Raw genomic sequence first — 21,388 nt, forward strand, 5'->3', positions numbered from 1 at the left:
GAGGCGGCGTCAGCCCTTGGGAAGCCCATGACAAGCGCTGCAGCTGCCTTGGAGCGACGCACTCCGCGGTGTGGCGGTGAGGAACGGATTTGATGGTCACTCCGACGTTCGACATCAGCCAGAGCGGGGGCTTGGCCCAGGACGGGCCGCCCGCGGCAACGGCGAGTGTCTGCGGTATCGACTGGACGTGGTGGCGGGCAGCGCCGTCGACGTCGTGCACTCGGCCGGCGGCTGGCTCTACGACCGGGTGATGGCCGGGTGGGAGGTGACCGTCCTGCTGCCGAGTCGCTGCGACACGCGCCCGCTGCGCATCGTCGGGGTGGCGGTGGACACCGTATCCGACCTCGTTCCCACCGCGATGGGTTCGACGAGTCAGACCCTGGCCGTCAGTGCCGAGGCGTTCAGCTCGGATGCCCGAGTGCGCGACAAGGTGCTCAAATCGTTGGATGACCACCTGACCGAGGTCGCGCTGTGGGGTGACGGCTGGCCGTTGGGCGTGAACCGCGGCATGACCCGAGCCCAGCATGTGCTGACCGCCGCCGCGCGCAAGTTCAAGGGCTATGCCCTTGCTGCAGCGGGGATTCCGTCCGCATTGGTGGAGCCGACCGAGACGCTGCTGTGTGAGACGAGCCGGCTGGACTGATGAAGAAGTATTACGGTCACACCCTACTCTACCTGCACGAGACGATCTCGTTGGGATCGGCGTTAAGCGACCGTTTCACCGAGGTTTTCACCGACACCTACCAGCCGATGATGGACGCGCTCGGCGCCCGGCTGTTCGCGATGTGGGAAACCACGTCGTACAACGGCCACTGGCCGCAGGTGACGGTCATCTGGGAGATCGACGGGTCTTCCGACTACGCGCGGATCGGGGCAGCCCAGGCCCGCGGCGGCAGTCACGAGGTCGCGGCCGGTAAGTGGTCGGCTTTTCTGGCCGAGATCGGCGCCTCGGGGGTGGGGCGGATCATGTACCCCGGCCCCAGCAACAAAACCCTGGCCCAACTGCGCGAGGCGAATTTCACTGCGCCACTGGTGTTCAGGAGATCATGCAGACCAAGCCGGGACGCCAGGACGACTACATCCGCGAGCTGGAACGGCTGTACGTTCCGTGGTCGGAGCGCACCGGGAAACGCTGGCTGGGCTCGTTCACCACCACGTTCCGATTCAACGAGGTCATCCACTACTGGGCGCTGGACGGCGGCTGGGACTGCTTCGCCAACCACTACCCGTCGTGGAAGGACAGCCCGCCCGCCGAGATCGTCACCTGGATGAGCGTGGCACCGGCCCTGCGGGACGGCTGGGAAGACTCGATTCTGCAGGCCCTACCGCCCTCTCCGCTGCAGTGAGCGCAGACTTCGCATACGACCCTTTCGACGCGGACGTCATGGCAAATCCCTTGCCGTACTACCGGACTCTGCGCGACCACTACCCGGTCTACTACATCCCGCAGTGGGACACGTACGCGCTGTCCCGCTTCGAGGACATCTGGCAGGTTCTCGAAGTCAACGACGGAACCTTCGTCGCGTCGGAAGGAACCCTGCCCCCGGCGACGGTGCTGGCCAAGCACAACATCGGGCCGGTCGAGGATCCGCCGTTGCACCCCTTGCCATTTCACGCCGTGTTCGACACCGACCTGTACGGAGAGATCCGTCGGGCACACTCGGCGCCGTTGCGGCCGCGGGCGGTCGCCGGGCTGGAGGCCAGGATCCGTGAGCTGGCCAACGAACGCCTCGACCTGCTGCTGCCGCAAGGGTCGTTCGACCTGACCCAGGACTACGGCGGCATCGTCGCGGCCTCGATGGTGTGCGACTTGCTGGGATTGTCAACCGAACTCGCGCCACAAGTACTGGCCGCCGTCAATGCCGGCAGCCTCGCCGAGCCCGGTGCGGGTGTCGACACCGCGCAGGCCCGGCCCAACTATCTGGAACACCTCATCCCGGTCGTCAAGCGCCGCCGCGCCGACCAGTCCGGCGACCCGCTTCCGGTCGTCGACGGGTTGCTGGGCTACCGGCTACCCGACGGCAGCGCCCTCGACGACGTCGAAACCGCGACGCAGATGCTCTGCATCTTCATCGGCGGCACCGAAACCGTGCCCAAGATCGTCGCGCACGGGCTATGGGAGCTCGGCCGGCGGCCGGACCAAATGGCGGCCGTGCGTGCCGATCCCGCCGCCAACGTGCCGGTGGCCCGGGAAGAGATGATTCGGTATTGCGCGCCGGCGCAGTGGTTTGCTCGAACGGTCCGCAAGCCGTACACGATTCACGGCCAGACCCTCCAGCCGGGACAGCGGGTGATCACGCTGCTCGCCTCGGCCAATCGCGACGAGCGGGAGTACCCAGACCCGGACGAGTTCGTCTGGGACCGGCCCATCAAGCGCATGCTGGCGTTCGGTCGCGGCCAGCATTTCTGCATCGGCTACCACTTGGCCCAGCTGGAAGTCGCTGTGCTGGTGCAGGAATGGCTGCGCAGGGTGCCGGACTTCGAGATCAACGACCGGGACGCGACTCGGTATCCGTCCAGCTTCCAGTGGGGATGGAACTCGATCCCGGTGGAGGTCTGACGTGTGGTCCTACCGGATCGTCGCGCCGTACGAGTTCGAGCGCACGTCGGTCGCCGACAAGACCGCCGACGACCTGTCCGAGGGACAGGTGCTGCTGCGGTTCCTGGCGGCCGGAGTGTGCGGCAGCGACCTGCCGGCCTTCCGCGGCGCCAAGGGCCGACTGCCGGGTGACGACGGAGCAAGCGCCGCCGAGAAGGACGGCTTCCCGATCCACGAAGTGGCCGGCGAGGTCATCGCCAGCCGCCACCGGCAACACCGTCCCGGCGACCGCGTGGTGGGCTGGGCCTCCGGCTTCGACGGGTTGATGGAGCGAGTGATCAGCGACGGCGACGGGCTCGCGCCGTACGACCCCGGGCTGACCGCGGCGCAGGCGGTCGGGCTGCAGCCGCTGGCGTGTGTGCTCTACGCCTGCGAGCAATTGCCGGACCTGGCCGGCCGGCACGTCGCCATCATCGGGCAGGGCTCGATCGGTCTGTGGTTTTCCTACGTCGCCAAGGCGGCCGGCGCCCGGCGCGTCACCGGGGTGGATCCCGTCGACCGGCGAAGCCTCGCAACGACATTCGGTGTCGACGAGGTGGTGCGTGCCACCAGCGACCGCTGGGTCAGCCAGCTGGCCCCGACCGACCGCGCCGATATCGTCATCGAAACCGTCGGTCATCAGGTGGCGACGCTGGGGCACGCCATCGAAGCCACCGCACCCGGCGGCACCGTGTTCTACTTCGGCGTCGCCGACGACGACGCCTACCCGATTAGCATGCGTCTGATGCTGCGCAACAATTTGACCCTGAAATCCGGTGTGACGAGTGACCGCCGACGCGTATTGGAGCTGGCCGGCAAATTCGCCGCCGAACACCCCGAGCTGCTCGGTTGCTATCTCACCCATACCTTCGGCGTCCCAGACGTGCAGGGGGCCTTCGACCTGGCGTGCCAGCCGGTGCCCGAGCGCGTGAAGATCGCGATCGCGCAGTGAGCATCTTCCGCGAGGCGCTGAGCAAGCCCACCCCGATCTGGGGCGGGTGGGTCACCGGCCCGACCCTGATCGGACCGGAGGAATTCGCCCGCGCCGGATACGACTACGTCGGATTCGACGCGCAGCACGGCTATCTCGACGACGCCGACATCGCCGGAATATTGCGGCGACTCGAGCAGCTGCCGATCGCCACCGCGGTGCGGTTGCCCAACGCCGCCCCGCGCCGATCGGGCGGGTGCTCGACGCCGGCGCCGACGCCATCTTCATCGCGATGATCGAGTCGGCGGCGCAGGCCGCCGCGGCGGTGGCCGCCACCCGTTACCCCCCGGTGGGCGTCCGCAGCTTCGGCCCGCTGCGCGCCGGCCTGGGGCTCGACCCCGCCGCCCACGAGGCACGGGTGAGCGTGTTCGCCATGATCGAAACAGCGGCTGCGCTGGCCGATCTCACCGACATCTGCGCGGTCGACGGTCTGGCCGGAATTTACATCGGGCCCGCCGATCTGGCTATCTCGATGGGTCATGCCGCCGTCGGATCGACCCGGCACCCGGAGGTACTGGACGCGATCGTGAAAATCCAGCGCGTCGCCACCGAAGCCGGACTGGTCACCGGGATCCACGCCAGCGACGGCAAGACCGGTCACGCCATGGCGCAGCTCGGGTTTCAGATGATCACGCTGGCCGCCGAATCGCAGGCGTTGCGACGCGGCGCGATCGAGCACCTCCGCGAGGCGACCGGGCAATGAGCGACGACGAAGCGGCGATTCGTGAGCTGATAGCCGGCTATGCACTCGCCCTGGACGGGGGCGACATCGACGCGTGTGTGCAGCTGTTCACCGCGGACGCGGAATTCCTGGTCTACGGACGGTCTTTCGCCGGTCATGAAGCCATCGCCAAGATGTTCACCGACGCGCCGCGCGGGCTGCATCTGACCGGGGTGTCGCGCATCGACATCGGCTCCGACACCGCGACCGCGCTCGCAGGTCCTGTTCGTCCGGGCCGGCGACCCGCACCTGCGGCCGGCGCTGTACGACCAACTCGTCCGCCGGGACGGCCGGTGGCGTTTCCGGCAACGCAGATGCCAATTCGTCACCAGCCACGGCCTGTCCGACAGCCCAGAGGTGCCGTCATCATGAGCGTCGCACTCGTCACCGGCGCCGCGGGCGGCCAGGGCTGGGCCATCGCGAAAAAACTTCGCGCAGCGGGCTATTCGGTAGCGGCCTGCGACCGCCGGGCCGATGCTATCGCCGAAATGGTCGCCGAATTGGGCGACGGCCAGGTGATCGCGATCGACCTCGATGTGACCAGCGAACAGCAGTGGCGGGCGGCCGTCGAGACGACGGCCGCGCGACTCGGGCCGTTGACCGTACTGGTCAACAACGCCGGCGTGCTGCATCGCGCCACGCTGAGCGAGGAGTCCGTCGAGGATTTCGAAAATGCTTGGCGGGTCAATTGTCTGGGCGCCTTCCTGGGGATGCGTGCCACGCTCAAACAGCTGCGGCAGGCCGAACACGGGGCGATTGTCAACATTTGCAGCACCGGAGCGATCCGCCCCTTCCCTGCGCATACCGCCTACGGATCGTCGAAGTGGGCGCTGCGGGGGATGATCCAAACCGCGGCGGCCGAGCTCGCCCCGTCCGGGATCCGGGTCAACGCGGTGTTCCCGGGACCGATCGCGACCTCGATGCTCGACGACGCCACGCAGGCCCGGCTGACGGCGACGGCGACATTCGGGCGGCTGGGACAGCCCACCGAAATCGCCGACGCGGTCGCGTTCTTGGTGTCGGAGCAGGTGTCGTTCATCACCGGCGCGGAACTGGTCGTCGATGGCGGACAATGCCTACAAATTCGATGAGGGCGATATGAAGACGAACTTGTCGGTCGGCATCATCGGTGCCGGCCCGGGCGGGCTGGCACTGGGAATCCTATTGGGCCGCTCCGGGTTGAAGACTTCACCATCTTCGACCGCGAGGACGACGTCGGCGGCACCTGGCGGATCAACACCTATCCCGGCCTGGCCTGCGACGTCAAGTCGCATCTGTATTCGTTCTCCTTCGACTTGAATCCGCATTGGTCATGGCTGTGGTCGGCCCAGCCCGAGATCCTCGCCTACTTCGAGCGCTGCGCCGACAAATACGGGCTGCGCCCACACCTGAGGTTGCGCACCGAAATACAATCGGCGCGTTGGGACGAAGACGCCCAACAGTGGTGCCTGACGACCAGTGCGGGCCGACAGCACCGCTTCGACGTCGTGGTGTCGGCCGTCGGGTTGTTCACCCGGCCGCAGTTCCCCGAGCTCGTCGAGCAGGAACCGTTCACCGGAACCGTGATGCACTCGTCGCAATGGGACCACTCGCTCGACCTGCCGGGCGCCCGGGTAGCGGTGTTGGGCACCGGCTCGACCGCGTCGCAATTACTGCCCGAGCTCGCGAAGGTGGCCGGCCAGGTCTAGTCGGTGCAGCGCTCGCCGACGTGGATCCTGCCCAAGCCCGATCGGCGCTACACGCCACGGGAGCGCTGGGCCTTCGTCCACCTGCCGGTCGCCAAAAGGCTGTACCGAACCCGGCTGTGGCTGCGCAGCGAATCGAACATCTCGGTGATCGAGCACGGTAGCGAGAAGACGTGGGACTTCACCGCGATCGCGCTTGGCCTGCTGGAAAAGACGATCGCCGACGAGGATTTGCGGCGGCGGCTGACTCCCGATCACCCGATGGGCTGCAAGCGGCTGGTGTTCTCCTCGGACTACCTGCCCGCGCTGACCCGGCCCAATGTCGAGGTGGTGTCCAGTCCGGCCCGCTATCTCAAGGCCCGATCCTTCGTGACCGAGGACGGCACTGAACGCGACGTCGACGTCGTGGTCTGCGCCACCGGCTACGCCGCCGCCGACTATCTCGGGCAGCTGGACGTGACCGGCGAAGACGGCATCACGCTGCGCGAGGTCTGGAGGGACGGGGCGCATGCCTATCTGGGCATGGCCGTTCCCGGATTTCCGAACTTCTTCATGCTCTACGGGCCGAACACCAATGCCGGCTCCAACAGCGTGATCTTCATGCTGGAAGCGCAGGCGCGCTACATCGTGCGGGCGTTGAACTACATGCGGCGCCGGGGCAAGACGTATGTGGCGGTGCGGCCGTCGGCGCGGCGGGAGAACGATGACCGAGTTGGACGGGGCCGGGCGGCTGCACCCGGCGCTGCGCGCGGTCGCGACCACCCGAACGGCCTTCTCCCCGGCGGCGATCCAGCAGATGCGCAAGCCGTTCGACCTGCGTCGCCGCGACGCCGCCGCACTCACCGAGCTGCCGGGCGTGCAGATCACCAGCGACACCGTCGGCGTCGTGCCCGTCCGCATCTATCGCGACGGCCCGTCACCGTCACCGGCCGTCGTCTATTGCCACGCAGGCGGATTCGCGCTGGGCAACCTGGACACCGATCACCGACAATGCGCCGAACTTGCCTGCCGCGGCCGCTGCACGGTGGTGTCGGTCGACTATCGGCTGGCTCCCGAACACCCGTATCCGGCCGCGCTCAACGACGCGATCGCGGTGCTGCGGTGGGTGGCCGGCAACGCCGCGGAACTGGACGTCGACGCCACTTGGCTGGCCGTCGGGGGCAGCAGCGCCGGGGCCGCCCTGGCCGCATCCATCGCGCAGCGTTGCGCTGACGGCTCGCTGCCGCCCGTCACGTTCCAACTGCTGCACCAGCCGGTGCTCGACGACCGCCCTACCGCGTCGAAAGCCGAGTTTCGCACCAGCCCGGCCTTCGACTTCGAGGCGGCCGAACGGATGTGGCGCTACTACCTGGGCCGGCGGCCGGCCTCGCCGGATACCGTGCCGGCGCGCCGCGCCGAATTGCGCTGCCTACCACCGACTTGATCACCTGCGCGGAGATCGACCCGTTCCGCGACGAGGCGATCGCCTACGCGCAACGGCTGCTGCACGCCGGCGTGTCCACCGAACTGCACGTGTTCGAGCGGACCTGCCACGGCTTCGATTCGCTGCTGCCCGACTGGTCGGAGTCCCAGCGGCTGTTCACCCTGCAAGGCGCCGCGCTGACCAACGCCTTCTCCGGCACCTAGCCGGACGCCTTGCCCAAACGTGTTGGAATACCACCATGGCTACGATTCCGCCGGCGCCCGAGCGGCTCACCAGCAGCGACTTCCCGGTGCGGTGGCCGGTGGGCACCCGGTGGGCCGACAACGACATGTTCGGCCACCTCAACAACGCGGTCTACTACCAGTTGTTCGACACCGCCATCAATGCCTGGATCACGATCGGCACCGGGGTTGACCCGACCACGATGCCGGCGCTGAACGTCGTCGCCGAGTCGGGCTATCGCTACTTCTCCGAACTGCAATTCCCGCAAAGCCTCGAAGTCGGCCTGGCGGTGACCCGGCTGGGTCGCAGCAGCGTCACCTACCGGCTCGGCGTGTTCGAGTCCACAGACGGCCACGAGCCGCGACCGGTCACCGCGCTCGGCCATTGGGTGCATGTCTACGTCGACCGCACCAGTCGCAAACCCGTCGAAATTCCCGACCCGATCCGAGCCCTGCTGTCGACGGCGACGGTTGAGCCGAGATAGCGCCCCGCGCTGGGGCTTTCGCACACCCCGCTATGCTTCGCCCATGCCCGTTTTGAGCAAGACCGTCGAGGTCGACGCCGACGCCGCCGCGATCATGGCCATCGTCGCCGATTTCGAGCGGTACCCGGAGTGGAGCGACGGGGCAAAGGGCTGCTTGGTGCTGGCGCGCTACGACGACGGCCGGCCCAGCCAGATTCGCCTGGACGCCGCCTACCAGGGGTTCGAGGGTGTCTTCATTCAGGCCATCTACTACCCGGCCCCGAATCAGATTCAGACCGTGCTGCAGCAGGGCGAGCTGTTCAAGAAACAGGAGCAGCTGTTCAGCGTGGTGGAACTGGGCGCCTCGAGCCTGCTGACGGTCGACATCGACGTCGAACCGTCGATGCCGGTGCCCGCGCCGATGGTCAAGATGATGCTGAACAACGTGCTCGATCATCTCGCGGAGAACCTCAAGAAGCGCGCCGAACAGCTGGCCGCCAGTTAGCGACCAGCCGACGCCGATCTCGACGGAAAGGTCGAGGCTAACCGAAAACGCCGGCGTCGTTTAGCATTTCGGTCAGCCGCTGCGCCGCGTCGGTGAACTGCCACACCGTGTGCTCGATCACCGCGGGCGTATCGCGGCGGCGCAGCGCGGCGATCAGCTGCCGGTGATTCTCCACCGCGGCGACACCCCAGTGCGGATCGCCGGCGTACACCAGCACCGGCATATACCGGGCGGCGTTGAGCAGGAACCAGGCCAGTTTGATCCGTCCGCTGGCCTGGTTGAACACGCGGTGGAACGAGAACTCGATGCCCGCGATGGTCTCCGGGTCGCTGGAACCGACGGCCGCCGCGAGCGAATTGTTGATCCGCTCCAGCTCGTCGATCTCGGCGTCGGTGATGTGCGAGGTGGCCGCCCCGGCCAGCTCCTTGGCGATGGTGGCCTGCAGCCAGAAAATGTCGTCGATGTCCTGCCGGGTCAACGGCAGCACGACGTGGCCGCGGTGCGGCTCCAGCTGCACCATGCCCTCACCGCGCAGCTTCAACAGTGCCTCGCGCACCGGCGTGACGCTGACCCCGAGTTCGGCCGCGGTCTCGTCGAGGCGTATGAAGGTCCCCGGGCGCAGTGCCCCGGACATGATCGCCGCCCGCAGATGGCCCGCGACCCCACGGCAGGCGGCGACAGCTGCGCCGGGCGCAGCTGTCGGACGAGGTCGCGGGCCATCTGCGGGCGGCGATCATGTCCGACAGCTGCGCCCGGCGCAGCTGTCGCCGCCTGCCGTGGGGTCGCGTTGATAGGGGTACGTTCACGTCGGTGGCCGGGGCTTTCGGTGGCGTTTTTCAGGGCGTATCGGGTCTTGTCATCATGGCGGGGAGGCCATAGTGTGACCCACACAACACTATGTTTTATCAAATATCAACCTGTCGCAAGCGGTGCGCGAGTGAAGGGAAGGCATAGTTGATCGCGCAACTTGCCAGCCACGAGGCACGAGCGTCGCAGCCGTCACACCCGAACGAGCAGCCGTACCTGGCCCGCCGCCAGAACTGGGTCAACCAGCTCGAGCGGCACGCGTTGATGCAGCCGCAGGGCGCCGCGCTGCGGTTCACCGGCCGCACGCTGACCTGGGCTGACCTGCAGCGACGCGTGAGCGCGCTGGCCGCTGCGCTGCATCGTCGAGGCGTTGGCTTTGGCGACCGGGTGATGATCCTGATGCTCAACCGCCCCGAGTTCGTCGAGGCGATGCTGGCCATCAACATGCTCGGCGCCATCGCGGTGCCGCTGAACTTCCGGCTGACCCCGTCGGAGATCGCCTTTCTGGTCGAGGACTGCGAGGCGCGGGTGATGGTCACCGAGGCGGTGCTGGCCGCGGTCGCCACCGGGGTCCGCGACACCCAGCCGCTGCTCGGAACGGTAGTCGTGGCCGGCGGCGCCGGCGACGACCATGTGCTCGGCTACGAAGACCTGATCGACGAGCCGGGCGATGCGGTCGAGCCGGTGGACGTCCCGAACGACTCGCCGGCGCTGATCATGTACACCTCGGGCACCACCGGGCGTCCCAAGGTCGCGGTGCTCACCCACACCAACTTGACCGGGCAGACGATGACCGGGCTTTACACCAACGGCGCCGACATCAACAACGACGTCGGTTTCGTCGGTGTCCCGCTATTCCACATCGCCGGTGTCGGCAACCTGCTGGGCGGGCTGCTGCTGGGCCTGCCCACGGTCATCTATCCCCTGGGGGCGTTCGACCCGGGCCAGCTGCTCGACGTGCTGGCCGCCGAAAAGGTCACGGGCATCTTCCTGGTCCCCGCCCAATGGCAGGCCGTCTGCGCCGAGCAGCACGCCCGCCCTCGCGATCTGAAGCTGCGGATCATGTCGTGGGGCGCCGCGCCGGCGCCGGACGCGCTGCTGCGGGAGATGTCGGTGACGTTCCCCGGCACCCAAATCCTGGCCGCGTTCGGCCAGACCGAAATGTCCCCGGTCACCTGCATGCTGCTCGGCGAGGACGCGATCCGGAAGCGCGGATCGGTCGGCAAGGTGATCCCGACGGTCGCGGCGCGCGTCGTCGACGAAAACATGAACGACGTGCCGACCGGTGAGGTCGGCGAAATCGTCTATCGCGCACCGACTTTGATGAGCGGCTACTGGAACAACCCGGAAGCCACCGCGGAGGCGTTCGCGGGCGGCTGGTTCCATTCCGGCGACCTCGTCCGGATGGACGACGAGGGCTACGTCTGGGTGGTGGACCGCAAGAAGGACATGATCATCTCCGGCGGCGAGAACATCTACTGCGCCGAAGTGGAGAACGTTCTGGCCGGCCATCCCGACATCGTGGAGGTCGCGGTCATCGGCCGCGCTCACGAGAAGTGGGGTGAGGTGCCGATCGCCGTCGCGGCGGTCAGCGTCGAGGGCCTGGGGTTGGAAGACCTGGACGAATTCCTGACCGAGCGGCTGGCCCGCTACAAGCATCCCAAGGCGCTCGAGATCGTCGACGCATTGCCCTGCAACCCGGCCGGCAAGGTTCTCAAAACTGAGCTGCGGGTTCGCTACGGAGCGGTCGACATAGCTCAAAAGCGGGCTACTTCAAGGGATTTCACGCCAAGAGAGGAAGGCTGACAGAAACTGCAACGTTTGCCCGTTGTTGACGAAGGGTTAATTGTGCGGATGCGGTTCACACCTGCTTGGCCATCGGGTACATTCCTGTGGTCTCCGTTACTACTTGCCAGTAGGGAGTCGGTGATCACACATGTGGGTCCGGGGCAAGGTGGGGGTTCCCCCAGCCGCCCGACGGCGAAGGGGAGGGGCGTGCGACACGATTCGCCGCGCCGTCAATCGCGCGGCGCCGGCATGAGGGGGCAGAGGTGACGTCGACGTCGACCGGCGGGCGGGGCCCCTACATGGTCGGCTACCTACGTGACCAGCTCGAGACGCCGCTGACCCTGATCGGCGGGTTTTTCCGGATGTGCGTGCTGACCGGAAAAGCGTTGTTTCGCTGGCCGTTTCAGTGGCGTGAGTTTGTGTTGCAGTGTTGGTTCATCATGCGGGTGGCGTTTTTGCCGACGGTGTTCGTCTCGATTCCGTTGACGGTGTTGTTGATCTTCACGCTGAATGTGTTGTTGGCCCAGTTCGGTGCGGCTGATTTGTCCGGGGCGGGTGCGGCGATCGGTGCGGTGACCCAGTTGGGTCCGTTGACCACGGTGTTGGTGGTCGCCGGTGCGGGGTCGACGGCGATTTGTGCGGATTTGGGTGCGCGCACCATTCGCGAGGAGATCGACGCGATGGAGGTGCTGGGTATCGACCCGATCCATCGGCTGGTGGTGCCGCGGGTGATCGCGGCGACGTTGGTCGCCACGCTGCTCAACGGCCTGGTGATCACGGTCGGGCTGGTGGGTGGCTATTTGTTCGGGGTGTATTTGCAGAATGTTTCCGGTGGTGCGTATCTGGCGACGTTGACCACAATCACGGGTCTGCCGGAGGTGGTGATCGCGACGGTCAAGGCCGCGACGTTCGGGTTGATCGCCGGGCTGGTCGGCTGTTATCGCGGGCTGACGGTGCGGGGGGGTTCCAAGGGGTTGGGGACGGCGGTCAACGAGACCGTGGTGTTGTGTGTGGTCGCGTTGTACGCGGTGAACGTGGTGTTGACCACGATCGGGGTGCGGTTTGGGACGGGACGCTGAGATGACCAACGTCGCGGTGTTGCGTGCCCGGTTCCCGCGGGCGGCGGAAAACCTGAACAAATACGGTGGGGCGGCCGGTCGGGGCCTGGATGACCTGGGCCAGATGGCCTGGTTCGGGCTGTTGTGCATTGGGCAGGTGCCGCATGCGTTGCGCAATTATCGCAAGGAGACGTTGCGGCTGATCGCCCAGATCGGGATGGGCACCGGGGCGATGGCGGTCGTCGGTGGGACTGTGGCCATCGTCGGCTTTGTCACGTTGTCGGGCAGCTCGCTGGTCGCCATCCAGGGGTTTGCGTCGCTGGGCAATATCGGGGTGGAGGCGTTCACCGGGTTTTTCGCCGCGCTGATCAATGTGCGCATCGCCGCGCCGGTGGTCACCGGGATCGCGATGGCGGCCACCGTGGGTGCGGGCGCGACCGCCGAGCTGGGCGCGATGCGCATCAGCGAGGAGATCGACGCCTTGGAAGTGATGGGCATCAAGTCGATCTCGTTCTTGGCGACCACGCGGTTTATGGCCGGGCTGGTGGTGATCATCCCGATCTATGCGCTGGCGATGATCATGTGCTTTTTGTCGCCGCAGATCACCACGACGGTGCTCTATGGGCAGTCCAACGGAACCTATGACCACTACTTCCGCACGTTCTTGCGCCCCGATGACGTGTTCTGGTCGTTTCTGGAGGCCATCATCATCACCGCGGTCGTGATGATCACCCACTGCTTCTACGGCTACAACGCCGGCGGTGGTCCCGTCGGTGTCGGCGAGGTCGTGGGCCGCTCGATGCGCTTCTCGCTGGTCTCGGTGCAAGTTGTCGTGTTGTCCGCCGCGTTGGCGCTCTACGGCGTCAACCCGAACTTCGCCTTAACGGTGTAGCCGCCCATGACTCGACCCGGCAAGATCAAATCGCGACGCACGCCGCCGTACAAATTGGCCGGATTCGCCGCGCTAATAGTTGCCGTCGTCGCCCTGGTCCTGATCTATGGGCAGTTCCGCGGTGATTTCACTCCGAAGACGAAGTTGACGATGTTGGCCTCGCGTGCGGGGCTGGTGATGGATCCGGGTTCGAAGGTCACCTATAACGGGGTGGAGATCGGCCGGGTGGGCAGCATTTCGGAGATCGTGCGCGATGGTAAGCCGGCGGCGAAGTTCACCTTGGATGTCTATCCGCGGTATTTGTCGCTGATTCCGGCCAATGTCAACGCCGACATCAAGGCGACCACGGTGTTCGGTGGTAAGTATGTGTCGCTGACGACGCCGCAAAACCCGTCGCCGCAACGACTGTCGGCGTCGTCGGTGATCGATGCGCGGTCGGTGACCGCGGAGATCAACACGTTGTTTCAGACCGTCACCTCGATCGCGCAGAAGGTGGATCCGGTCAAGCTGAACCTGACGCTGAGCGCGGCCGCGCAGTCGCTGGCCGGCCTGGGTGACAAATTCGGGCAGTCGATCGTCAACGGCAACGCGGTGCTCGATGACGTCAACCCGCAGATGCCCCAGATCCGCCGTGACATCCAGCAGCTGGCCAGCCTCGGCGACACTTACGCCAACGCCTCGCCGGACCTGTTCGACTTCCTCAACCACGCGGTCGTCACCTCGCGCACCATCAACGCCCAGCAAAAGGATCTGGACTCCGCGTTGTTGGCCGCTGCCGGGTTCGGCAACACCGGGGCACAGATCTTCGAGAAGGGCGGCCCCTACCTGGCCCGCGGCGCCGCCGACCTGGTGCCCTCGGCACAACTGCTCGACACCTACAGCCCGGCGATTTTCTGCACCCTGCGCAACTACCACGACATCGAGCCCAAGGCCGCCTCGTTCCTGGCCGGCAACGGCTACTCGTTGAACGCCCACACCGAGGCGCTGTCCGGCCTCGGTCTGCTCGTCAACCCCGTCTCGGCGGTGGCCACGATCGCCAGCCTGGTCGGTGGCCTGGCCGGGGTGGTCGGCGGCGCGCCCAACCCCTACATCTATCCGGAGAACCTGCCGCGGGTGAACGCCCGTGGTGGGCCGGGGGGTGCGCCGGGTTGCTGGCAGCACATCACCCACGACCTGTGGCCCGCTCCCGAGCTGGTGATGGACTCCGGCAACAGCATTGCGCCGTACAACCACCTCGACACCGGTTCGCCCTACGCCATCGAGTATGTGTGGGGCCGTCAGGTAGGGGATAACACGATCAACCCATGAAAATCACCGGTACGCTCGTCAAACTCGGCATCTTCTCGCTGGTGCTGCTGCTGTTCACCGTGATGATCGTCGTGGTGTTCGGCCAGATGCGCTTCGACCGCACCAACGCCTACACCGCGGAGTTCGCCAACATCAGCGGGCTGCGGGCCGGCCAGTTCGTGCGCGCCTCCGGGGTGGAGATCGGCAAGGTCGACTCGGTGCAGCTGGTCGATGGCGGCAAGCGCGTGCGGGTGAAGTTCAACGTGGATCGCTCGGTTCCGCTGTATCAGTCGACGACCGCGCAGATCCGCTACCTCGATCTGATCGGCAACCGGTATTTGGAGCTCAAGCGCGGCGAGGGTGAAGGCGCCGACAAGGTGCTGGCGCCGGGGGGGTTCATCCCGCTGTCGCGCACCGCGCCGGCGCTGGACCTGGATGCGCTGATCGGTGGTTTCAAGCCGCTGTTTCGGGCGCTGGACCCGGAGAAGGTTAACACCATCGCGACCGCGCTGGTCACGGTGTTTCAGGGGCAGGGCGGCACCATCAACGACATCCTGGACAACACCGCGCAGCTGACTAGCCAGATCGGCGAGCGTGACCAGGCCATCGGCGAGGTGATCAAGAACCTCAACGTCGTGCTGGACACCACCGTGCGGCATCGCCAGCAATTCGACCAGACCGTCAACAACCTCGAAATCCTGATCAGCGGGCTCAAGGACCACGGCGACCAGCTGGCGGGCGGGACCGCGCACATCAGCAACGCCGCCGGCACGGTGGCCGACCTACTGGCCGAAGACCGCGCACTACTGCACAAGTCCATCAACTACCTCGACGGGATCCAGCAGCCGCTGATCGACCAGCAAGACCAACTGCAGGACTACCTGAAGAAGGTGCCGGGCGCGCTGAACATGATCGGGCGCGCGATCGGGTCCTACGGCGACTTCGTGAACTTCTACGCCTGTGACATCACGTTGAAGATCAACGGTTTGCAGGCTGGTGGCCCGGTGCGCACGGTGCGGCTTTTCCAGCAGCCGACGGGTAGGTGCACGCCGCAATGAGAACGTTGGAACCGCCGAACCGGCTGCGGATCGGCCTGATGGGCATCGTGGTCACGCTGCTGGTCATCGGCGTGGGGCAAAGCTTCACCAGTGTCCCGGTGTTGATGGCGCGGCCGGCTTATTACGGGCAGTTCACCGATTCGGGCGGGATCAATGTTGGCGACAAGGTGCGCATCGCCGGCATGGATGTCGGCAAGGTCGAGGCCCTCACCATCGATGGTGATCACGTCGTGATGAAGTTCTCGATCGGCACCAACACCATCGGCACCGAGAGCCGGCTGGCGATCCGCACCGACACGATCCTGGGCAAGAAGGTGATGGAGATCGAGGCGCGCGGCAGCCAGCAGCTGCGGCCCGGGGCCACGCTGCCGATCGGTCAGAGCACCACGCCGTATCAGATTTACGACGCGTTCTTCGACGTCACCAAGGCCGCGACGGGCTGGAACATCGACGAGGTCAAGCAGTCGCTGCACGTGCTGTCGCAGACCATCGACCAGACCTACCCGCATTTGAGCGCCGCGCTCGAGGGGGTCTCGAAGTTCTCCGACACGGTCGGCAGACGCGACACCGAGGTCAAGCACCTGTTGGCCCAGGCCAACCAGGTGGCCAGCGTGCCCGGGGACCGCAGCGAGCAGGTGGACCGGCTGCTGGTCAACGCCAAGACGCTGCTGGCCGCGTTCAACGAACGCGGCCAGGCCATCAACGCGCTGCTGAGCAATATCGCCGCGTTCTCCGAACAGGTCAAGGGCCTGATCAACGACAACCCCAACCTCAACCACGTGCTCGAGCAGCTGCGCACCATCAGCCAGATCCTGGTCGAGCGCAAGGACGACGTGGCCAACGGGCTCACCGAGGTCGGCAGGTTCCTGCCGTCGCTGAACGAGGCGATCGCGTCGGGACCGTTCTTCAAGGTCGTCCTGCACAACCTGGCGCTCTACCAGATCATCCAGCCCTGGGTGGATGCGGCGTTTAAGAAGCGCGGTATCGATCCGGAGAATTTCTGGCGCAGTGCGGGTCTGCCGGAGTACCGCTGGCCCGACCCGAACGGGACGCGGTTCCCCAATGGTGCGCCGCCACCGGCACCGCCGGTGCTGGAGGGCACCCCGGATCACCCGGGACCGGCCATCCCCCCCGGGTCGCCGTGCTCGTACACGCCGGCCAACCCGGGCGGCAATATCACCGTCGGCGAGGGCCTGCCGCGGCCGTGGAATCCGCTGCCGTGTGCGGGTGCCAGTGTGGGCCCGTTCGGGGGGCCGGGTTTCCCGGCGCCGGTCGATGTGGCGACCTCGCCGCCGAACCCGGACGGGTTGCCGCCCACGCCGGGCATCAATATCGCCGGGCGGCCGGGGGATGCGCCGCCGAACGTGCCGGGCACGCCGGTGCCGCTGCCGACGCAGGCTCCGCCGGGCGCGCGCACCGAGAACCTGGGACCGGCCGGGCCGACGCCGCCGCCGTCGACGTTTGCTCCAGGTTTGCCGCCGGGCCCGCCGGCCCCGCCCGGGCCGGGCAATCAGTTGCCGGCGCCGTTTATCAACCCGGGCGGATCCGGCGGTAGTGGTGTCACGGGAGGTAGCCAGAATTGAGCACCATCTTTGACGTCCGCAACATCCGGCTGCCGAAGTTTTCCCGGACGACGGTGATCGTGGGGGCGCTGGTCATCGTGGTGGCGCTGGTCGTGGGCTATGTCGGGTACCGGCTGTTTGAGAAGCTGACCACCAACACCGTCGTGGCCTACTTCCCGGCCGCCAACGCCCTCTATAAGGGGGACAAGGTCCAGATCATGGGCCTGCGGGTGGGCGCGATCGACAGCATCGAGCCGGTCGGCGACAAGATGAAGGTCACCTTCCACTACGCCAACAAGTACAAGGTCCCGGCCAACGCCTCGGCGGTGATTCTCAACCCCACCCTGGTGGCCTCGCGCGCGATCCAGCTGGAACCGCCCTACAAGGGCGGGCCGGTGCTCGCCGACAACGCGGTGATCCCCGAAGAGCGCACCCAGGTGCCGGTGGAGTGGGACGAGTTGCGCAACAGCATCACCAACATCATCTCCAAGCTGGGTCCGACCACCGAGCAGCCAACGGGTCCGTTCGGGGAGGTCATCTCGTCGTTCGCCGACGGGCTGGAAGGCAAGAGCAAGCAGATCAACACCGCGCTGAACAGCTTGTCCTCGGCGCTCAACGCGCTCAACGAGGGCCGCGGTGACTTCTTCGCCGTGGTGCGCAGCCTGGCGTTGTTCGTCAACGCGCTGCACCACGACGACGCGCAGTTCGTCGCGCTCAACCAGAACCTGGCCGACGTCACCGGCCGGCTGGCCTCTTCCGACAATGACCTGTCCAACGCCATTCAGCAGTTCGACAGCCTGCTGAGCACCGTGCGGCCCTGGCTGGACAAAAACCACGAGGTGTTGGCGACCGACGTCAACATCTTGGCCACCGCGACAAACACGCTGCTGCAACCGGATCCGCTGAACGGGTTGGAGACCGCGCTGCACGTGTTGCCGACGGCCGCGGCCAACATCAACCAGATCTATCACCCGTCGCACGGTTCGGTGGTCGCCATTCCGGCGATCACCAACTTCGCAAACCCGATGCAGTTCATCTGTAGTTCGATTCAGGCCGGCAGCCGGCTGGGCTATCAGGAATCTGCCGAACTGTGCGCGCAGTACCTGGCGCCGATCTTGGATGCGATCAAGTTCAACTACTTGCCATTCGGGTTGAACCTGTTCAGCACCGCCGAGACGCTGCCCAAGCAGGTGGCCTACTCCGAGGAGCGGCTGCGTCCGCCGAACGGCTACAAGGACACCACCGTCCCGGGTATCTGGGTGCCCGACACTCCGCTGTCGCACCGCAACACCCAGCAAGGCTGGATCGTGGCGCCGGGCATGCAGGGCCAGCAGGTCGGGCCGATCACCGCGGGCCTGATGACCCCCGACTCGCTCGCCGAGCTGATGGGCGGGCCCAACATCGAGCCGGTCCAGTCTCAGTACCAAACCCCGCCGGGACCGCCCAACGCCTACGACGAGAACCCGATCCTGCCGCCCATCGGGCTGCGGGCGCCGACGCCGATCCAGCCGCCGGCGCCGGGGCCGGGCGTCATCCCGGGACCGGTGGCTCCCACGCCCGCGCCGGTCGCGGCCCCGGCACCCAACGCCGGTGGTCCGCCGATCGCCGCTGACTTCGGGGGTGGCCAGTAATGCGCGCGATGATCCGGCATCGGGCCTGGCAGGCTGTGGTGTTGCTGGCGGCCGCCATGGTGTTGAGTTCGTGTGGGTGGCGGGGCATTTCCAATGTGGCTATTCCAGGTGGGCCGGGCAGCGGTGTGGGGTCGATGACCATTTATGTGCAGGTGCCCGACACGTTGGCGATCAACGGCAACAGCAAGGTGATGGTTGCCGATGTGTTCGTCGGGTCGATCAAGGCGATCAACCTGAAGAACTGGGTGGCCACCTTGACGTTGGGGGTCAAGAACAGCGTCAAGCTGCCCAAGAACGCCGTCGCCCGGATCGGCCAGACGTCGTTGCTGGGTTCGCAGCACGTGGAGCTGGCCGTGCCGCCGAATCCGTCGCCGGAGCTGTTGAAAAACGGTGACACCATTCCGCTGAAGAACTCGTCGTCGTATCCGACCACCGAGCAGACGCTGGCCAGCCTGTCGCTGATCTTGCGGGGTGGTGGCATCCCGAATCTGGAAGTGCTGCAAAACGAGGTCTACGACATCTTCCACGGGCGTGGTGAGCAGATCCGCGCGTTCATCGGCAAGCTGGACACCTTCACCGCTCAGCTCAACGCGCAGCGCGACGACATCACCCGCGCGATCGACTCCACCAACCGGCTGCTGACCTATGTGGGGGGGCGCTCCGATGTGCTGGAACGGGTGCTGACCGACATCCCGCCGCTGATCAAGCATTTCGCCGACACCAAAAACCTGCTGATCAACGCCGTCGACTCGGTGGGCCGGCTCAGTGGGGCCGCTGACCAGTACCTGGGCGAGGCGCGCGGGCCGCTGCATACCGACCTGCAGGCGCTGCAGTGCCCGCTCAAGGAACTCGGCCGCTCCTCGCCCTACCTGATCGGCGCGCTGAAACTGATTTTGACCCAGCCGTTCGACATAGACACCGTGCCGAAGATGTTCCGCGGTGACTACGTCAACATCTCGCTGACGTTGGACGTGACGTACAGCTCGGTCGACAATGCGTTCCTCACCGGAACCGGGTTGTCGGGTGCGCTGCGGGCACTCGAGCAGTCGTTTGGCCGCGACCCGGAGACGATGATCCCCGACGTGCGCTACACGCCGAACCCGAATGACGCGCCCGGCGGCCCGCTGGTGGAACGGGGGGACCGCAATTGCTGACCCCGTTCATCCGACGCCAGCTCTGGGCGTTTCTGATCCTGACGGTTGCCTCGCTGCTGGTGCTGGGTGTCTATTACCTGCAGGTCCCCAGTCTGATGGGGCTTGGCCGGTACACGTTGAAGGCGGAGCTGCCCGCCTCGGGCGGGTTGTACCCGACGGCGAATGTGACCTACCGGGGCATCACGATCGGCAAGGTCACCGACGTCGAGCCGACCGCGCACGGCGCCGAAGCCACCATGAGCATCGACAGCAGCTACCAGATCCCCATCGACGTGGTCGCCAACGTGCACTCGGTGTCGGCCGTCGGTGAGCAGTACCTGGACCTGGTCTCCACCGGCAATCCCGGCAAGCATTTCGCCGACGGGCAGACCATCACCAAGGGCACCGTGCCGGCCGAGATCGGTCCGGCCCTCGACACCGCCAACCGGGGCCTGGAGGCATTACCCAAGGACAAGATCGGCAAGTTGCTCGACGAGACCGCGGAATCCGTCGGCGGCCTGGGTCCCGCGCTGCAACGCCTGGTCGATTCCACCCAGGCCATCGTCGGGGACTTCAAGACCAACATCACCAACGTCAACGACATCATCGCCAACTCGGGGCCGGTGCTGGACAGCCAGGTGAAATCCGATGACAACATCGAACGCTGGGCGCGCAACCTCAACACACTGGCCGCTCAAGCGGCGGCAAATGACCAGCACGTGAAAAACGTTGTGTCCCAAGCGGCCCCGACTACCGACCAGCTGAACGCGGTGTTCAGTGATGTTCGGCAATCTCTACCCCAGACGTTGGCGAACCTTGAGATCGTGCTCGACCTGCTCAAGCGCTACCACACCGGCGTGGAGCAGGTGCTGGTGTTCCTGCCCCAAGCCGCCTCGATCACCCAGACCGTATCTACCCCGTTCCCGAACCAGGCCGCGCTGGACCTCGGCTTGACGATCAACCAGCCGCCGCCCTGCCTGACCGGTTTCATTCCCGCCTCCGAGTGGCGGTCACCGGCCGATACCAGCCTGCAACCGCTGCCGTCGGGCACCTACTGCAAGATCCCGATGGACACCCCGGCCAACAGCGTGCGCGGCTCGCGCAACATCCCCTGCGTGGATGTCCCCGGCAAGCGGGCGGCCACGCCGCGCGAGTGCCGCGACCCCAGGCCGTATGTGCCCGCCGGGACCAACCCGTGGTTCGGTGACCCGAACCAGATTCTGACCTGCCCGGCGCCGGGAGCCCGCTGCGACCAGCCCGTGAAACCCGGCATGGTGATCCCCGCGCCATCTATCAACAACGGCATGAACCCGGCGCCGTCGGACCGCGTCGCCGAGTCGCCACCTCCGGTCAGCGACTCGCTACAGCGACCAGGTACCGGCACGGTGCAGTGCAACGGACAGCAGCCCAACCCGTGTGTCTACACGCCGATGGGACCCCCCTCGGCGGTATACAGTCCCCAAAGCGGTGAACTGGTAGGGCCCGACGGCGTCAAATACTCCGTCGAAAACTCGACCAAAACAGGAGACGACGGATGGAAGGAGATGCTGGCACCAGCCGGCTGAACCCACCACCGATGTCGAT

The 21,388-nt window shown here is 66.4% G+C and carries 14 protein-coding genes and 7 pseudogenes; 20 read left to right on the plus strand and 1 reads right to left on the minus strand.

Annotated elements, in window-relative coordinates:
• The first annotated feature begins 92 nt into the window (after positions 1-92).
• The 11 genes and pseudogenes from T428_RS28970 (at position 93) to T428_RS0117075 (ending at position 8,588) form a co-directional block, all read left to right on the plus strand.
• A pseudogene (locus tag T428_RS28970) lies at positions 93-643 on the plus strand (hypothetical protein).
• Positions 643-1,346 (plus strand): annotated as a pseudogene (locus T428_RS28975) (NIPSNAP family protein). The pseudogenes T428_RS28970 and T428_RS28975 overlap by 1 nt, the downstream one beginning before the upstream one ends.
• Before the next feature lie 38 nt (positions 1,347-1,384).
• Positions 1,385-2,560, plus strand: coding sequence for a cytochrome P450 (locus T428_RS0117035; RefSeq protein ID WP_051465269.1), 1,176 nt, complete (start codon positions 1,385-1,387; stop codon positions 2,558-2,560).
• 1 nt (position 2,561) lies between these two features.
• Entirely contained in the window at positions 2,562-3,530 is a 969-nt protein-coding gene (locus T428_RS0117040) for a zinc-binding dehydrogenase (protein ID WP_025737416.1), read from the plus strand.
• Positions 3,527-4,272, plus strand: a pseudogene (locus T428_RS28980) (HpcH/HpaI aldolase family protein). The gene T428_RS0117040 and the pseudogene T428_RS28980 overlap by 4 nt, the downstream one beginning before the upstream one ends.
• Positions 4,269-4,481: pseudogene (locus T428_RS34775) on the plus strand (nuclear transport factor 2 family protein); the annotation flags it as partial. The pseudogenes T428_RS28980 and T428_RS34775, both read left to right, overlap by 4 nt.
• A 177-nt stretch (positions 4,482-4,658) precedes the next feature.
• On the plus strand, positions 4,659-5,381 hold the full coding sequence (locus tag T428_RS0117050) for an SDR family NAD(P)-dependent oxidoreductase (protein WP_025737417.1): 723 nt from the start codon (positions 4,659-4,661) through the stop codon (positions 5,379-5,381).
• Positions 5,382-5,388: 7 nt separating this feature from the next.
• A pseudogene (locus T428_RS28985) lies at positions 5,389-6,666 on the plus strand (flavin-containing monooxygenase); the annotation flags it as partial.
• A 12-nt stretch (positions 6,667-6,678) separates the two neighbouring features.
• A pseudogene (locus tag T428_RS28990) lies at positions 6,679-7,601 on the plus strand (alpha/beta hydrolase).
• 35 nt (positions 7,602-7,636) lie between these two features.
• Positions 7,637-8,104: an acyl-CoA thioesterase gene (locus tag T428_RS0117070; RefSeq protein WP_025737419.1), complete on the plus strand. Its 468-nt coding sequence runs from the start codon at positions 7,637-7,639 to the stop codon at positions 8,102-8,104.
• A gap of 43 nt (positions 8,105-8,147) precedes the next feature.
• Complete coding sequence (locus T428_RS0117075) at positions 8,148-8,588, plus strand: SRPBCC family protein (protein WP_025737420.1); 441 nt, start codon at positions 8,148-8,150, stop codon at positions 8,586-8,588.
• A gap of 37 nt (positions 8,589-8,625) precedes the next feature.
• On the opposite strand, the pseudogene T428_RS28995 reads toward T428_RS0117075, so the two are convergent.
• A pseudogene (locus T428_RS28995) lies at positions 8,626-9,259 on the minus strand (GntR family transcriptional regulator).
• A gap of 283 nt (positions 9,260-9,542) precedes the next feature.
• Between T428_RS28995 and fadD5 the strand changes: the two are divergent.
• The 9 genes from fadD5 (at position 9,543) to T428_RS0117125 (ending at position 21,369) form a co-directional block, all read left to right on the plus strand.
• Entirely contained in the window at positions 9,543-11,201 is a 1,659-nt protein-coding gene (gene fadD5 / locus T428_RS0117085; protein ID WP_025737421.1) for a fatty-acid--CoA ligase FadD5, read from the plus strand.
• Between the two features lie 281 nt (positions 11,202-11,482).
• Positions 11,483-12,262: an MlaE family ABC transporter permease gene (locus T428_RS0117090; protein WP_036468263.1), complete on the plus strand. Its 780-nt coding sequence runs from the start codon at positions 11,483-11,485 to the stop codon at positions 12,260-12,262.
• A 1-nt stretch (position 12,263) separates the two neighbouring features.
• Positions 12,264-13,133 (plus strand): MlaE family ABC transporter permease, encoded by an 870-nt coding sequence (locus T428_RS0117095; RefSeq protein ID WP_025737423.1) that lies wholly within the window; start codon positions 12,264-12,266, stop codon positions 13,131-13,133.
• Between the two features lie 6 nt (positions 13,134-13,139).
• Positions 13,140-14,441 (plus strand): MCE family protein, encoded by a 1,302-nt coding sequence (locus tag T428_RS0117100; protein WP_025737424.1) that lies wholly within the window; start codon positions 13,140-13,142, stop codon positions 14,439-14,441.
• Positions 14,438-15,478 (plus strand): virulence factor Mce family protein, encoded by a 1,041-nt coding sequence (locus T428_RS0117105; RefSeq protein WP_025737425.1) that lies wholly within the window; start codon positions 14,438-14,440, stop codon positions 15,476-15,478. The genes T428_RS0117100 and T428_RS0117105 overlap by 4 nt, the downstream gene beginning before the upstream one ends.
• Entirely contained in the window at positions 15,475-17,061 is a 1,587-nt protein-coding gene (locus T428_RS0117110; protein WP_025737426.1) for a virulence factor Mce family protein, read from the plus strand. The genes T428_RS0117105 and T428_RS0117110 overlap by 4 nt, the downstream gene beginning before the upstream one ends.
• Entirely contained in the window at positions 17,058-18,671 is a 1,614-nt protein-coding gene (locus T428_RS0117115) for a virulence factor Mce family protein (RefSeq protein WP_025737427.1), read from the plus strand. Before T428_RS0117110 ends, T428_RS0117115 begins: the two co-directional genes overlap by 4 nt.
• Positions 18,671-19,825, plus strand: a complete 1,155-nt coding sequence (locus T428_RS0117120; protein ID WP_025737428.1) for a virulence factor Mce family protein — start codon at positions 18,671-18,673, stop codon at positions 19,823-19,825. Before T428_RS0117115 ends, T428_RS0117120 begins: the two co-directional genes overlap by 1 nt.
• Complete coding sequence (locus tag T428_RS0117125; RefSeq protein WP_025737429.1) at positions 19,819-21,369, plus strand: MlaD family protein; 1,551 nt, start codon at positions 19,819-19,821, stop codon at positions 21,367-21,369. Before T428_RS0117120 ends, T428_RS0117125 begins: the two co-directional genes overlap by 7 nt.
• The last annotated feature ends 19 nt before the right edge of the window (positions 21,370-21,388 follow it).

Origin of the sequence: Mycobacterium genavense ATCC 51234, assembly GCF_000526915.1 — a bacterium.
Taxonomy (GTDB): Bacteria; Actinomycetota; Actinomycetes; order Mycobacteriales; family Mycobacteriaceae; genus Mycobacterium; species Mycobacterium genavense.